The following is a 13,630-nucleotide window of genomic DNA, read 5'->3' as shown; positions in this document are numbered from 1 at the left end:
TCGGGCACGAGTCTTCTTTGGGTTATAAATTGAACAAAGTGTGCTCGCGCCCTGGGGTATGTATGGGAGCCTCATTCGGCGTCGGTTGCTCAGTTTAAGCGGGATGCAAAACGAGGCATGGGTTCTGATGATTATTATCAGAAAAATAAAAAGAATATCGATCGCGCCTTTGCTATGGAGGGGCGTTATCGTAAGCATAAGCCCAAACATTCCGCTAAAACGGTAAAACGAATACTTGGTCCCAATAGTGGCTTACATGTTGATATAAGAAGTTACCAACAATACGCCACAATTTATAGCCGTGCGAAAGCGCAAGGCATGAAGGTGGTGACTTATACGATTAACGGAACGGATTACCACCAAGATCAATTGGTCTCGTTAGCTAAGGCAGGTCGACCTCTGCCAGATGAGGCGATCATGGATACCAGTAAGTTCTCTATTTGTCAGCAGCTTGCTCCACAGCTTGTCGTTCAATCAAATGGCTACCAACCCACAACGTTAGCAGGCGAAACCGTTGCTGGCCTACCCAATGACGCTGATTTTCACCGACTCTATGAACAAATAGATTACCTCAAAGATGGCCATTACATCACTAACCGAGGTCTCATTAGGAGTGTGTCATATTCCAAGCCTGCTAGCGTGAAAGGTGTGAAAAAAAGAACGCAAACAACGCAGAGCGCGAAGCCAGCAGTGCTGTTTGATATTCAAGATGAAGATTTAAATTTAAGTAACGATGCGATCAGCATTTCGATGCCGACAGAAAAATGATGTTTGATGAGAACAGGGATAGACAAATTATGGAAGCGTTAAGATGAAACCAGTTCCTAGCCAGGACGTAATAACCACAAATAATAAGAAGCCGAAATGGTTGGCTGTTTTGTTGTTTTTTTGTTCACTTCTTTATCTTTTTCCTGAAGTCGCTTTCAACGCCAAGTTGGTTGAAATTGCGGGTGGAATCGATGTTAGTGATGCTCAATTACATAAAACGGAGCTATTTGGCCGAACCATCTCAGGGATCGGGGTGACTTTAATTGTTGCGGATTTTCTACTTAAAGGATGGCTGACCACGACGAAGTTTCGCGCTATTTCATCGTTGGTCGTGATTACAGCTTTGGTTTGGCCAACGGTTTTTTTGGTCAAAAGGCGGTAATAGATAAATGGTTGATTGAACCGAGTAGTGCAAAGCAGAGACAGGAGGCTTTCTTTTCCTCTGTACTGCGATCTAGTTTAGCGATGAATGCGATTAATATCGAAGGGATCCCTTATAACTCAGAGGCGAGTACCGAGTCGTCAGAAATGACTTTTCTCGCTTTGATCGGTGGGTTGGTTTACAGCAATGATGCATTCTTAAGTCATATTGATGATAAGAAAGTTCAAATTTTGGATCGTTATATTCAAAATCGAGCAAACGCCAATTTCGATGAGCACTATGCGAACTATAAAGTATTACGGAGTGAAGTTCAGCAATCGTGGCATCAATATCAAAAACATGTTGGGGCGTATAATCAGACGGTAGAGTCTCGCCATCAAAAGGCCAATCAAGCGTGGGAAGAGGTCGAGTCGACCGTCGCGACGGGGTATCGTGATTATCAACAGGCGAGTAAGGCCTATTTAACGAGAGCAGAGGCGAGAGCACAAAGAGTTGCACAACCTATTTTTGACCTATTTGATGATAAAGAACGCTGTTATAAACGCAAAGGAAGCTCAAGAGCCAATTGTATCAGCCGCATTGAAGATCGCTATGAACGCTTATTAAAAGATAACTCGATTCCCCACCAACCGATGGATTATTGGTTAGAGAAAACCTTTCGACGAACGAAAGGTGAAACATCTTGGGGGGAAGCATTCGGTTCTCTAGGCTTATCAGTTATCCAAGCCGGTATTGAGCAGGCGACAGGGCAAGCTGGAGAAGCCATTCAAGATAAAACGTATACCAATAGTGTCGCTCATTACACACCACGAATACTGGCAGTGTGGCAAAAACAGTTCTTAAAAGAGACCGGTTATCCTATGGGAATCGACTCTATGTCGGAGTTTCGCTCCCACTCTACAACAGCAAGTAAGGTTCGTACTCAAGTTCATCGAAAGGGGATCCATTTAGACTCCAATTGGCAAATAAACCAAATTAGCGTGTTTAAAAATGCAGTCAGAAACAAAGTTATGAAGGACACCAAAGCTCGTTGGCATGCCGAGGCAAAGCAGCGGGGTTACGACATTGAACCGAACTTATCTTGGAATGATTTTCAAAAAGTAGCCGAAGTTCAGCAACAAATAAAGAATCGTATGGGCGAACGTTATTACGTCGAGCCCATGATGGCGACGTGGAATAATAAGCAATTTTACCAACAGGTTATTGTTCCAAATGTGAGGCGTGAGAGAGATTATTGGCTAGGTTATATTGAGGCGTCACGCGCTCAGTTTGCTGATGATGGCCCTTATGCTGAACAAGGCAAAGCGGCATTGCGTTCTATCATTGTGCCGCCAATATCAATGGGACTATCGCTATTTCTCGTTGTCCTAACGGTGTTTAAGCTGCCAGGAAAATTTATCGTGTTGATGAATTACCATAAACCACGGCCAGCACCGAACTTGAAGAGCAAGGCTCTGAATATAGGCAGCTCGTTTATCGTCATATTCGTTATTCTTGTTGTGCCTGTGAATGTATTTTCATCCAAGTACACTCAAACGGACTCAACGATTGGCTTTTTCTTAGAGCAAGTCAGTGACACACTATCTCCGTCGGCTTCTTATGCCGTTCGTTGGGTGATACATACTCAACCGTTGATTCATCCACTTGGCGCTCAAATAGACAAAAGTATGCGTATTACTGATGGGTTTTCTGCCTCTTTGGAGCATTCGGTAGCGGAGTTGGATGGTGTTTTTGCTCGTTATTTAACTCAGCGTGCTGAGAGCGAACCGGTGAGTTCAGCTAAAAACAATAATGAAGCCCAAACGGAGTTTCCTATGTACATCAATTCAAATGCACAGAACCAACCGGGTTTTAAGGTTCGAATAATGAATATTAAGCCTAGGTACCAAGCCGGTATGCGATTGCCAGAGGGTAATTATGATGTTGAGGTCCGTGCCAATGGATACCAACCAAAGCGTTTATGGGTAAAGCACAGTAAAGGAAAAGCCTCTCACCGAATCGAACTTGAAAAGTTGGTTATTTAAGTCCGCGTCATAGAAAGTGAACAGAAGAAAATGATCTGCTCCTTCCACTAAAAAGGGTTTAGCGTTACTTGGCGCGGGAGCGGCTTTGGTATCTGGTCACCCTGAACTTATCACCGCGAGTGTATCGGCAGACGGTGTTCAATTTGGTGGCATTATTGGCGCAAGTGCTCCAATAGTATTTGGCCTATGGGAAACCCTACGCAATGAGTTCAAGTAATGGCAGAGTATCAAACAATAATTGTTGCTGTTGTTAGTGCTTTGTCTAGCGGGGTAGGTGTAGGCATTACACTCAAAACTGATGTTAAGTGGCTGCGCTTGATGATGGAAAAGATGGATGAGAGATTGACTCGATTGGAAAACAAAAGCCCTCTCTAGGGAGGGCAAAAAAGATCTAAGGACTAGTCCTTTTTCTTTAGTTTCTGTAATTCGTCATGAAAAAATACAGTCGATACCAGATCGCTTAACGCTTCAACTAATTCGCTTTGGTTGTAGCAGAAACGCTCTGATTTCTTATGGGTGATGGTTATAGGATACCCACTATCTGGTTCTATCGTTTTAAACAAAGTGCCAGTTTTAAGCTCTCGGTTTTCGGTAGATAGTGATACTAGTTTATACCCCGTTTTCTTTCGGTTGCTTAGCCCTAAGTTACTCATAGACAATGTGGCAGCAGTTATTCCAGCGGCCATTGAAGCATACTTAGCACCAGGTCCACCTCCATCAGACTCGTATTCATCACCCTCATAAAAATGGACATCAAAGCCTAGAAAGTCACTTATGTTTGCAGCTAGTTCAATATATACATCAGAAACTTGTTTTTTATATTCAATTGCCTGCTTTCGGGCTTGTGCGCCTTCAAGTAACTTGTCATTGAAATTAAACATTATTTACCTCTGGTTTAGTAATTTCACAGATAACGGGTAAATGATCGTGTATGGAGCCGTTATCTAAAATATTCGTTAAGTATTGGCCGTTGTCAATAACACCAGTTTCACTTTCTTGCAGATGCCATTTCGTGCTACCTAAGAAACCACCAGATACCATAATTTGATCAAACATATGCCAATTTGATTGCGAAGCACTTACATAGTAGTGAGAACCAGAGTGGAACTTATTTTGTTTTCCTGATAGGTGGTTGTAGTTCGATTTAGAAACGAGCTTTCGCCAAAATGGATTGTAAAAAATCTCCATTGGATATTTTCTGGTTGCATCATGACATCGAAGTGCACAAAGGTTGTTCTGTATACTTACGTCATATGGATTGTCATTGAAGTCACCCATTATTATCGCTAGTTTACCATTGCTCATTTCTTCCGAAGAATCCAAATAGAGAATGTCGGCAGCTCTTAGTCGTTTGGCTTCTCCATCTCCTCTTAGCCTGCTTGGCCAATGGCAGAGGTATAGTACAAATTCATCACCATCTTTCAACTCGATTACTTTTATCTTTTGAGCTGCTTTTATGGTTCGCCCTTGTATTTTGCTAGTCAAATCTTTTAAATGACTGACATTTATCTTTTTTGAGTCGTAAATGATCGCAGTATCAAAGCGTGTACGACCAGTTTTAAAAGTAAGGTCTAAGATCTTGTATGGGGATGACAATCTTTGTGCTATCTCTTTAACATCAGAGCAGCTTACTTCGCATATAGCTAATAGTGATGCACGATGAACAGTAAATAGCGCTAAAAGTTCGGTTGTTAAATTATCAAAATCCACCATGTCAGATTTACTTGCGGCCGCAGGTGATATACCAATGTTCCACCAAGCAAATCTTAAATTGTAGAGGCGAATTAGGTCGCTATTTTGCATAATATGAAAGTACATGATGTGAAAGTCAGATGGCTTTTGATTATACATGGCAATCTTACTAATACGTCAAATGCTTAGTTGAAACTAGTTCTTTCTATGCAACTTATGTGGAAATAATTGTGTATACACCTGCCACAAGATGTTCAAGTTTCGGTGACCAGTTACTTGGGCTACTTCTTCAATTGAGTAGCCCTTTTCAAACAACCGACTCGCCCCTTCCCTTCTCAAGTCGTGGTACCTCAAATCTTCAATACCTAACTCATTTCTTACTCGCTGAAAGCCTGCACTAACACTTCGTGAGTTGTACGGGAAAATAAGCTCACTTTTGTTTGGTTGCTTTAGTGCGATCTCAAATGACTCGCCAAGCAGTGGCACAATCATGTGATTACCCTCTTTCTTCCTTGGGTCTTTTCTATCTCTAACGAGTATCGTTTTATGTTCTTGGTTCAGGTCTTCCCAACGCAGCTTGCAGACTTCGCCAATTCGCATGCAAGTGAGAATGCTAAACTCAAGAATGTCCGTAAATGGTATTCGAGTTTTGCCATTTGGCCGGAAAGACTCACGTTGTTCCAATCCAAGTTTTAAGCGTTTCAATTCTTCGGAAGTTGGTCTGCGTGTCCGCTTTTGGCTCTTTCCGATTAATCCCATATCAATAAGTACGGGAACGGCTTCATCAAATATCTGAAAGTTGGCCGCGATATTGAACACTGGCTTTGCTTTTTTCATGACAGAACGGAGATAAGCAACATCGTGATAGACCGTTGCACCGCCAGCTCCTCCACCTTTTCTGTTTTTACAGTGTTGGATTAAGTCGCTAGTTCTTAGCTTGTCGCTTTCAACCTTGGATATGTCACAGTCACGAAGAAGCTTAATTACGTATTGCTTCGTTCGTCCTGTTTTATCCCATAAATCAGGCTCTTCCATAAATTTGTCCAGAAGTACGTACAGCGGTACGGATTTCTGTCCGGATTCATCAGGGTTTTCTAGCTCAAGAACCCGCTTGTTTGCATAGGTTCTAGCGAGTTCTTTTTTCCTGAATGTTTTCGATTCCCTGTGTATAATCGCCGAATTCTTTTTGACTACAATGTCCACTGTGAAGCGTGATTCACCGCTTTTTAGTGTTCTTTTTTTAATGCTAAATGATGCCATTCGTCCTACTCCATCGATACGTACTATATGCGTACTGAAAGGGTGAGTTTGGGGCAACTCTAGCAAATTGCTGTATATATATACAGTATATAGATTTCGAGTAACACCTTATGAAACCTGACAATACTAGTAAATACGCGGCTAACCGCTTATCCGTTGCACCCATGCTCGATTGGACTGACCGCCACTGTCGTTACTTTCACCGTTTGCTTTCTCAGCAGACTCTTCTGTACACGGAAATGGTAACAACGGGCGCGATCTTACATGGTAAGGGCGACTTCCTAGAATATAACGAGCAAGAACATCCTCTTGCACTTCAACTCGGTGGTTCAAACCCGGTTGATCTTGCGGCTTGTGCCAAGCTTGCTGGTGAGCGTGGTTACGATGAAGTGAATCTTAACGTAGGTTGTCCTTCAGACCGAGTTCAGAATGGTCGATTTGGTGCATGCTTGATGGCTGAGCCCGAGTTGGTGGCAGATTGTGTTTCAGCGATGAAAGAAGTCACTGATATTCCAATTACCGTGAAAACGCGTATCGGTATCGATGATCAAGACTCTTATGAGTTCTTAACTAAATTTGTTTCGACGGTTTCTGAAAAAGGTGGCTGTGAGCAATTTACTATTCACGCGCGTAAAGCGTGGTTGAGTGGCCTTAGCCCGAAAGAGAACCGTGAGATCCCACCGCTAGATTACGATCGTGCATACCAAATCAAGAAAGATTTCTCTGATCTGGTGATTGCCGTGAATGGTGGCGTTACTACTCTTGAGCAAACTAAAGAGCACTTGCAACACCTTGATGGTGTGATGATTGGTCGTGAGGCTTACCATAGCCCATTTATTTTGGCTGAAGTTGATCAACAGATCTTTGGTTTAGACACACCAATTAAGAAGCGCTCACAGGTTGTCGAAGAGATGTACCCGTACATCGAGCGTGAACTTTCAAATGGCGCAAGCTTAGGTCACATATCTCGTCACATGCTTGGTTTGTTTCAAAGCATGCCTGGTGCAAGACAATGGCGTCGCTACATCAGTGAAAACGCACATAAGAAAGGTGCAGGTATTGAAGTGATGCAAACAGCATTGGCTAAGATCCCTAAAGAGCTAAATGTTTAAGCTCCCTCTAAGTTAAAAACTTAAGGTTAAATTCGCCACTAGAGGTTAAATTTACCACTATAAGTTTCCGAAAAGCCACGCATGAAGATGTGTGGCTTTTTATTTATCTGATAAATAAGGATTTTATAGGGTTGGCATACTTGGTATGGAAGCTGCAATGTTAGAAAGTAGGAAAGATAGGTCATTAACTCATTAGGGAGACCATTATGTTTGAATTAATATTTGTTCTTATTTTCGTTGCGACTCTACTTGTCACTGGTATTACGTTTATGACGGTATTGGCTGCAACCGGAGTGGCGTTATTAGTCATGTTGGTCTTAGGTATGATGGGCGTCGTGTTTAAGTTACTGCCTTGGTTGATCGTGATTGCAATCGGTGTGTGGTTTTTCAAAAATTTTGTACACAGTTCTAACCAGAGACGTTACTAAGGTCATCGTGCCGTCAAATCTTTACTCGTCAGCGGTTTATCGTTTTAGAATTTAAGATGTGTGGTAGAATTTTCCCCAATAATCTATGAATGTGCATACAATTAGCACTACGATATGGAATTGGAGCTATCTCAAATGAATAAAATGCCATTAATTGCTTTAGTGGGAATGCTATCTTTAAGTTCAGCAGTGTCTGCTGAAGAAGAGTTTTCTTACACGGCTAAAGTCGGTGCCGATATGTGGTGGGGAAGTACAAAGCTAAACGAAGTTAGACAAGATGACGATTCTAACTCACCTTCGTTGTATTTCGCATTTGAACATAATGCCCCGATGCTACCAAACGCTAGTTTTCGCTATACTTCTGTCGATGCGGATTCATTGGCCTTCGATAAGTACGACTACACCTTCTATTACACATTGTTAGATCACAAGTTGATGAACTTTGATGCAGGTGTGACGTTCACTCAGTACTCAAACTCTAACTACATTGAGCCTAAAACGAGTACTCAAGCAACCTTTGATGAATTTACTTGGAGCTTCTACGGTAACGCAGAGATCAACGTTCCTGACACCAACTTCGATATCATTGGTACCATGGAGTTTGGTGATAGCAGTGGTATTAAGAGCACTGACTTGATGGCGGGTGTTCAGTACCGAATCCCTGTATCAGAATCTGAAATTGCCCTGCGTGGTGGTTACCGTGTTATCGATTTAGATTCGGATGAGTTCTTTAGCTCAGAACTAGGCAAGAGCTTTGTCATGGTCGATGGTTGGTTTGCTGGTGCTGAAGTGCGCTTCTAGGCCATATAAAGCAAATTTAGAACGAATTTTAAGAACGCCACTTTATTAAGTGGCGTTTTTTTATATCTATTGATTATATCTTTCTGGAATTAGTTAGCACATTCATCACTTTCGACCATCCTTAATACAGAGAGCCAATTTGCGTCTATTCTTATAAGGTCTATGTAGTGAGGTCAAAGCAAGGGATGGAATATGACACTCAATGAATTACGAAATTTATATAGAGAAAACCTGTTAGTTGAAGCCATCATAGAGCCCTCAATTCAAGAAGGGTCTTGGGTTGTGGAGTTTCGTCATATGGGGGGTGGCTTTGTTCTGCTTACTGATGTTCATGGTGAAGAATGTCATTACGCGGATTTAGACTTGGCATCTAAGTCGGCAATGGCGGTTGGCTTTCAGCAAGTACGCATTGAAAACCAGTAAGACAATTTACGTTTCAATCGGTTTTTACTTCCAAAAAGTTATAAAACATACTTTTCTATTCTTTCTTGTTATTAAAAGGAGTGGTTAATCTATCGTCACGCAATGATTAGGGATGTCGTGACCATGTCTTTAAATAAGAAAGAGTCTTCACAAAACAATAATGCACAGTCTGGGGCTAATGAGTTACCTGGGCTAGCAGCACCACTTAATGACCAAAAATTGGGTCATCTTCAGCAAACTGTTTCTGAACTGTCTTCACAACAACTGGCATGGGTCAGTGGTTACCTTTGGGGAGTGAGCCAAGCTCAGCCTGTCGGTGCTGCTGCGCCAATCGCTCAAGCGGCCGCTGCAGTAGCGGCTAAGCCAGCGGGTAAGCTCAGCATTATCTTCGCTTCTCAAACCGGTAATGCGAAAGGCGTCGCTGAATCGCTAGAGGCAGAAGCCAAGGCCTTAGGAATCGCGGTCGAGCTTTTCGATGCGAGTGATTATAAAGGTAAGAACTTAGCCAAAGAGACACACGTCATTTTCGTCGCTTCAACCAATGGTGAGGGCGAAGCCCCTGATAACGCGATTGAGTTGCATGAATTCCTTCAATCGAAGAAAGCGCCAAAATTATCAAACCTACAATACGGTGTGATTGGTTTAGGTGACTCAAGCTATGAGTTCTTCTGCCAAACGGCTAAAGACTTCGATAACTTCCTCGCTAAGCTTGGTGCGAAATCGTTTGTCGATCGCCTTGATTGTGATGTTGATTACGAAGAGTCAGCAACGGAATGGCGCGCTAAAGCATTAGAGCAAGTAAAAGAGACGCTATCGACAGGCACTGAAGCCGATGTGGTTCAATTACCAGTCGGTCAAGCGGCCGCCGGTCATTCGCAATACACCAAACAAAACCCATACACCGCGACACTATTGACGAGCCAAAAGATCACCGGTCGTGATTCGGGCAAAGATGTTCGTCATATCGAGATTGATCTTGATGAGTCGGGCATTACCTACCAACCCGGCGATGCGCTAGGCGTATGGTATGAAAACAGTTCAGAACTCGCAAATCAGATTCTTTCTAAGGTTGGGTTATCGGGTATCGAAAGTGTCGATGTCGATGGTGAGAATCTATCTATCCATAGTGCGCTAGTGAGTAAATTTGAGATTACCACTTCAAACCCTCAACTTGTGACTAAGTTTGCTGAGTTATCGGGCAGCAAGAAGTTAATCAAGCTGGTGGAAGATAAAGACAAGCTTCGTGAATACGCGGGTAATACTCAAGTTGTCGATGTTTTAGCTGAGAAGAAAACTAAGCTATCGGCTGATGAGTTAATTGGCCTGTTACGTAAGCTGACACCGCGTCTCTATTCTATTGCATCAAGCCAAGCAGAAGTAGATGAAGAAGTTCACTTGACGGTTGGTTTGGTTGAATACCAAAAAGGCGAAGAGTCTCGTTTAGGCGGAGCTTCTAGCTTCTTAGCTCAACGCCTTGAAGAGGGTGGTGAAGTGAAGGTGTTTGTTGAGAACAACAATAACTTCAAATTACCACAAGACGACAATACACCAATCATCATGGTCGGCCCGGGTACCGGTATCGCACCGTTCCGCAGTTTTGTTCAAGAGCGTGAAAACAATGATGCTGAAGGAAAAAGCTGGTTGTTCTTTGGTGACCGTACCTTTACTCAAGATTTCTTATACCAAGTTGAATGGCAAAAGTACCTCAAGTCTGGCGCGCTAACTAAGCTCGATGTTGCCTTTAGCCGTGACCAAAAAGAAAAGGTTTATGTTCAGGACCGTTTAATCGAACAAGCAGAGCAGGTGTGGCAATGGCTGCAAGAGGGCGCGTACCTCTATGTCTGTGGCGATGCGACTCGAATGGCTAAAGATGTTCATGAAGCGTTAGTTTCGATAGCGGAAAAGCATGGCAACCAGAGCCGCGAGCAAGCTGAACAATATATTAATGATTTACGTAAAGCGAAACGTTACCAAAGGGATGTGTACTAATGAGCAAGCAAGTAATAGAGCAAGAAGTGCTAGGTCAAGTACTTGGACCTTTGGCTGACAATGAGCGTCTTAAGCGTGAAAGTAATAACCTACGCGGTACGATTGAACAAGATCTCCAAGACCGCATAACAGGTGGCTTTACTGCTGATAACTTTCAGTTGATTCGTTTCCACGGTATGTATCAACAAGACGACCGTGATATTCGTAACGAACGTACCAAACAAAAGCTCGAACCGTTACATAACGTCATGCTTCGTGCTCGTATGCCTGGTGGCATCATTACCCCTAAGCAGTGGTTGGCGATTGATAAGTTCGCAGACGAAAGTACCTCTTACGGTTCAATTCGTCTAACAACTCGTCAAACGTTTCAGTTCCACGGTGTCTTGAAGCCGAACATTAAGTTGATGCACCAAACGCTAAATAGCATTGGCATTGATTCAATTGCGACAGCGGGTGATGTAAACCGAAATGTTCTATGTACGACAAACCCGGTTGAATCTGAACTTCATCAAGAAGCTTACGAGTGGGCGAAAAAGATCAGTGAACATCTATTACCGAAGACTCGTGCTTATGCAGAAATCTGGTTAGATGGTGAAAAACTAGAAACAACGGATGAAGAACCTATCCTTGGTAGCAACTACCTACCGCGTAAGTTCAAGACGACGGTTGTCATTCCTCCGCAAAATGATGTGGACGTCCATGCTAACGATCTTAACTTTGTTGCTATTGCTGAAGACGGAAAGCTGGTGGGCTTTAATGTGTTAGTCGGTGGCGGTCTTGCTATGACACATGGTGATACCTCTACTTATGCACGTAAAGCTGACGACTTTGGTTTTGTGCCATTAGATAAAACGTTAGATGTAGCAGCGGCGGTGGTAACGACTCAGCGTGACTGGGGTAACCGTTCAAACCGTAAGAATGCAAAAACCAAATACACACTAGACCGTGTTGGTATTGATGTATTCAAAGCAGAAGTAGAAAAGCGTGCAGGCGTAGAATTTTCTGAAAGCCGTCCTTATGAGTTTACTGGCCGTGGTGATCGCATTGGTTGGGCGGAAGGCATTGATGGTAAGCACCACTTGGCGTTATTCATCGAGAATGGTCGTTTACTTGATTTTCCGGGTAAAGCTCTGAAAACAGGTGTTGCTGAAATAGCGAAGATCCACAAAGGTGACTTCCGCATGACTGCAAACCAAAACCTAATTGTTGCGGGTGTGTCGACGAGTCAAAAGGCCAAGATTGAAAAACTGGCGCGTCAATATGGCTTGATGGATGATGCTGTTTCAGAGCAACGTAAAAACTCAATGGCGTGTGTGGCTTTCCCAACATGTCCTTTAGCAATGGCAGAAGCTGAGCGCTTTCTTCCTGAGTTTGTAACGGATGTTGAAGACATTCTGAAAAAACATGGATTACCAGAAGAAGATAACATCATCCTTCGAATCACAGGTTGTCCAAACGGTTGTGGTCGTGCAATGTTGGCTGAGCTTGGTTTAGTCGGCAAGGCTCCGGGGCGTTACAACATGCACTTAGGTGGCAACAAAGCCGGAACTCGTATCCCTAAGATGTATAAAGAGAACATCACTTCAGCTCAGATCTTAGAAGAGATTGATTCGCTGGTGGGACGTTGGGCTACGGAACGTAACGACAATGAAGGGTTCGGTGATTTTACAATCCGAGCTGGCATCATCGAAGAGGTGATAATTTCAAAGAGGGATCTGCATGCATAATTCTGTCGCTTCAAAACTGAAGTTAGCAGAGCTACTCGCATTGACTAAGACGGAGCAAATACTTCGTCTTGGACAAATCAACGCAGAGTTAGAGCAGCTAACCGCATTAGAAAGAGTTAAGTGGGCTTTAGATAATTTAGAAGGGACACATGTTGTGTCTTCTAGTTTCGGAATCCAAGCAGCATTGATGTTGCACCTAGTGACCCAAGCAAAACCAGATATTCCGGTTATTTTGACTGACACAGGGTATCTATTTCCGGAGACCTATCGCTTTATTGATGAGTTAAGTCAGAAGTTGACTCTAAACCTTCAAGTCTTTCGCGCCCAACAGAGCCCTAATTGGCAAGAAGCGCAATATGGAAAACTTTGGGATCAAGGTATAGAAGGGATAGAGAAGTACAACAAGCTTAATAAAGTTGAACCGATGAGAAGAGCGTTGGATGAGTTCGAGGCTGGGACATGGTTTTCCGGTTTAAGAAGAGAGCAATCTCAATCGCGTGCAAATTTGCCAATCTTATCTATCCAAAATGGTGTGTTTAAATTTTTGCCGGTAATCGATTGGACGAATAAAGATGTTCACTATTACCTAGAAGAGCATGGTCTCGGTTATCACCCGCTTCGAGAGCAGGGTTACCTTTCTGTTGGAGATACACATACAACTAAGAAGTGGGAACCGGGTATGACTGAAGAGGAAACTCGTTTTAATGGGTTGAAACGCGAATGTGGTCTCCATGAAGATGATGGAGAGCAATATGGTTCTGGGATTTAGACTCGTTGCCATTTAAAAAGCTGCCATGAGGCAGCTTTTTTGTTTTCTAGGATGAAAATCAGAGCAATTGTGGATAAGTCTGTGGTTATTTTGTAAGTACTCTGTAGTTAAACTTGCACAAATAAGGCTTTGAGTGTTTATTCGCCATGTAATCGTTATTTTTGCATCTTTCTTTAATAAACACTTGCCAATGTGATGAACATCTCTATAATGCCGCCTCACTGACACGGCAGACGCCACAAGGCTTCAGCGAGA

Annotated in this window: 15 protein-coding genes; 12 read left to right on the top strand and 3 right to left on the bottom strand. The window is 42.9% G+C overall.

Going from position 1 to position 13,630, the window contains the following annotated elements; translation table 11 throughout:
* Positions 1 to 117: 117 nt before the first annotated feature.
* From ACED46_RS19870 to ACED46_RS19850, 5 genes are all read left to right on the top strand, one after another.
* Positions 118 to 768: a hypothetical protein gene (locus ACED46_RS19870; RefSeq protein ID WP_371722249.1), complete on the top strand. Its 651-nt coding sequence runs from the start codon at positions 118 to 120 to the stop codon at positions 766 to 768.
* A 43-nt stretch (positions 769 to 811) separates the two neighbouring features.
* Positions 812 to 1,150: a hypothetical protein gene (locus ACED46_RS19865; RefSeq protein WP_371722248.1), complete on the top strand. Its 339-nt coding sequence runs from the start codon at positions 812 to 814 to the stop codon at positions 1,148 to 1,150.
* Positions 1,057 to 3,174 carry a hypothetical protein gene (locus ACED46_RS19860; protein WP_371722247.1) on the top strand — a complete coding sequence of 706 codons (2,118 nt, stop codon included), beginning with the start codon at positions 1,057 to 1,059 and terminating at the stop codon, positions 3,172 to 3,174. Before ACED46_RS19865 ends, ACED46_RS19860 begins: the two co-directional genes overlap by 94 nt.
* A gap of 85 nt (positions 3,175 to 3,259) precedes the next feature.
* On the top strand, positions 3,260 to 3,391 hold the full coding sequence (locus ACED46_RS19855; RefSeq protein ID WP_371722246.1) for a hypothetical protein: 132 nt from the start codon (positions 3,260 to 3,262) through the stop codon (positions 3,389 to 3,391).
* Positions 3,391 to 3,549: a hypothetical protein gene (locus tag ACED46_RS19850; RefSeq protein WP_017081579.1), complete on the top strand. Its 159-nt coding sequence runs from the start codon at positions 3,391 to 3,393 to the stop codon at positions 3,547 to 3,549. The genes ACED46_RS19855 and ACED46_RS19850 overlap by 1 nt, the downstream gene beginning before the upstream one ends.
* A gap of 23 nt (positions 3,550 to 3,572) precedes the next feature.
* Here ACED46_RS19850 and ACED46_RS19845 read toward each other — a convergent pair whose 3' ends face one another.
* The 3 genes from ACED46_RS19845 to ACED46_RS19835 are packed head-to-tail and all read right to left on the bottom strand — an operon-like array spanning position 3,573 to position 6,126.
* On the bottom strand, positions 3,573 to 4,055 hold the full coding sequence (locus ACED46_RS19845) for a hypothetical protein (protein WP_371722245.1): 483 nt from the start codon (positions 4,053 to 4,055) through the stop codon (positions 3,573 to 3,575).
* Positions 4,048 to 5,025, bottom strand: coding sequence for an endonuclease/exonuclease/phosphatase (locus tag ACED46_RS19840; RefSeq protein ID WP_371722244.1), 978 nt, complete (start codon positions 5,023 to 5,025; stop codon positions 4,048 to 4,050). Before ACED46_RS19840 ends, ACED46_RS19845 begins: the two co-directional genes overlap by 8 nt.
* A gap of 36 nt (positions 5,026 to 5,061) precedes the next feature.
* Positions 5,062 to 6,126: a site-specific integrase gene (locus ACED46_RS19835; RefSeq protein ID WP_371722243.1), complete on the bottom strand. Its 1,065-nt coding sequence runs from the start codon at positions 6,124 to 6,126 to the stop codon at positions 5,062 to 5,064.
* A 110-nt stretch (positions 6,127 to 6,236) separates the two neighbouring features.
* Between ACED46_RS19835 and dusA the strand changes: the two genes are divergently transcribed.
* The 7 genes from dusA to ACED46_RS19800 all read left to right on the top strand — a co-directional run bounded on the left by dusA (position 6,237) and on the right by ACED46_RS19800 (position 13,375).
* Positions 6,237 to 7,238 carry a tRNA dihydrouridine(20/20a) synthase DusA gene (gene dusA / locus ACED46_RS19830; protein WP_016787865.1) on the top strand — a complete coding sequence of 334 codons (1,002 nt, stop codon included), beginning with the start codon at positions 6,237 to 6,239 and terminating at the stop codon, positions 7,236 to 7,238.
* Between the two features lie 206 nt (positions 7,239 to 7,444).
* Positions 7,445 to 7,666 carry an envelope stress response protein PspG gene (gene pspG, locus ACED46_RS19825; protein ID WP_017059950.1) on the top strand — a complete coding sequence of 74 codons (222 nt, stop codon included), beginning with the start codon at positions 7,445 to 7,447 and terminating at the stop codon, positions 7,664 to 7,666.
* Between the two features lie 135 nt (positions 7,667 to 7,801).
* The gene (locus ACED46_RS19820) at positions 7,802 to 8,467 is read left to right on the top strand and encodes a TIGR04219 family outer membrane beta-barrel protein (protein WP_017063187.1); all 666 of its coding nucleotides are present in this window, start codon (positions 7,802 to 7,804) and stop codon (positions 8,465 to 8,467) included.
* Positions 8,468 to 8,659: 192 nt separating this feature from the next.
* Entirely contained in the window at positions 8,660 to 8,890 is a 231-nt protein-coding gene (locus tag ACED46_RS19815; protein ID WP_004735813.1) for a hypothetical protein, read from the top strand.
* 123 nt (positions 8,891 to 9,013) lie between these two features.
* A complete protein-coding gene (locus tag ACED46_RS19810) occupies positions 9,014 to 10,879 on the top strand; it encodes an assimilatory sulfite reductase (NADPH) flavoprotein subunit (protein WP_371722242.1) in 1,866 nt (621 codons plus the stop codon).
* Complete coding sequence (gene cysI / locus ACED46_RS19805) at positions 10,879 to 12,606, top strand: assimilatory sulfite reductase (NADPH) hemoprotein subunit (RefSeq protein WP_017065747.1); 1,728 nt, start codon at positions 10,879 to 10,881, stop codon at positions 12,604 to 12,606. Before ACED46_RS19810 ends, cysI begins: the two co-directional genes overlap by 1 nt.
* Positions 12,599 to 13,375 carry a phosphoadenylyl-sulfate reductase gene (locus ACED46_RS19800; protein ID WP_371722241.1) on the top strand — a complete coding sequence of 259 codons (777 nt, stop codon included), beginning with the start codon at positions 12,599 to 12,601 and terminating at the stop codon, positions 13,373 to 13,375. The genes cysI and ACED46_RS19800 overlap by 8 nt, the downstream gene beginning before the upstream one ends.
* The last annotated feature ends 255 nt before the right edge of the window (positions 13,376 to 13,630 follow it).

This window comes from Vibrio sp. 1S139, assembly GCF_041439475.1.
In the GTDB taxonomy this organism is placed as follows: Bacteria; Pseudomonadota; Gammaproteobacteria; order Enterobacterales; family Vibrionaceae; genus Vibrio; species Vibrio crassostreae_C.
Note: the sequence above shows the minus strand (reverse complement) of the source record. Positions and strands in the feature narration are given on the sequence as shown.

Excerpts from the sequence above, each read along its gene's own strand:
- ACED46_RS19870 (WP_371722249.1), top strand. The coding sequence starts at position 118 with ATGGGTTCTGATGATTATTATCAGAAAAATAAAAAGAATATCGATCGC.
- ACED46_RS19865 (WP_371722248.1), top strand. The coding sequence starts at position 812 with ATGAAACCAGTTCCTAGCCAGGACGTAATAACCACAAATAATAAGAAG.
- ACED46_RS19860 (WP_371722247.1), top strand. The coding sequence starts at position 1,057 with ATGGCTGACCACGACGAAGTTTCGCGCTATTTCATCGTTGGTCGTGAT.
- ACED46_RS19850 (WP_017081579.1), top strand. The coding sequence starts at position 3,391 with ATGGCAGAGTATCAAACAATAATTGTTGCTGTTGTTAGTGCTTTGTCT.
- ACED46_RS19845 (WP_371722245.1), bottom strand. The coding sequence starts at position 4,055 with ATGTTTAATTTCAATGACAAGTTACTTGAAGGCGCACAAGCCCGAAAG.
- ACED46_RS19840 (WP_371722244.1), bottom strand. The coding sequence starts at position 5,025 with ATGTATAATCAAAAGCCATCTGACTTTCACATCATGTACTTTCATATT.
- ACED46_RS19835 (WP_371722243.1), bottom strand. The coding sequence starts at position 6,126 with ATGGCATCATTTAGCATTAAAAAAAGAACACTAAAAAGCGGTGAATCA.
- dusA (WP_016787865.1), top strand. The coding sequence starts at position 6,237 with ATGAAACCTGACAATACTAGTAAATACGCGGCTAACCGCTTATCCGTT.
- pspG (WP_017059950.1), top strand. The coding sequence starts at position 7,445 with ATGTTTGAATTAATATTTGTTCTTATTTTCGTTGCGACTCTACTTGTC.
- ACED46_RS19820 (WP_017063187.1), top strand. The coding sequence starts at position 7,802 with ATGAATAAAATGCCATTAATTGCTTTAGTGGGAATGCTATCTTTAAGT.
- ACED46_RS19815 (WP_004735813.1), top strand. The coding sequence starts at position 8,660 with ATGACACTCAATGAATTACGAAATTTATATAGAGAAAACCTGTTAGTT.
- ACED46_RS19810 (WP_371722242.1), top strand. The coding sequence starts at position 9,014 with ATGTCTTTAAATAAGAAAGAGTCTTCACAAAACAATAATGCACAGTCT.
- cysI (WP_017065747.1), top strand. The coding sequence starts at position 10,879 with ATGAGCAAGCAAGTAATAGAGCAAGAAGTGCTAGGTCAAGTACTTGGA.
- ACED46_RS19800 (WP_371722241.1), top strand. The coding sequence starts at position 12,599 with ATGCATAATTCTGTCGCTTCAAAACTGAAGTTAGCAGAGCTACTCGCA.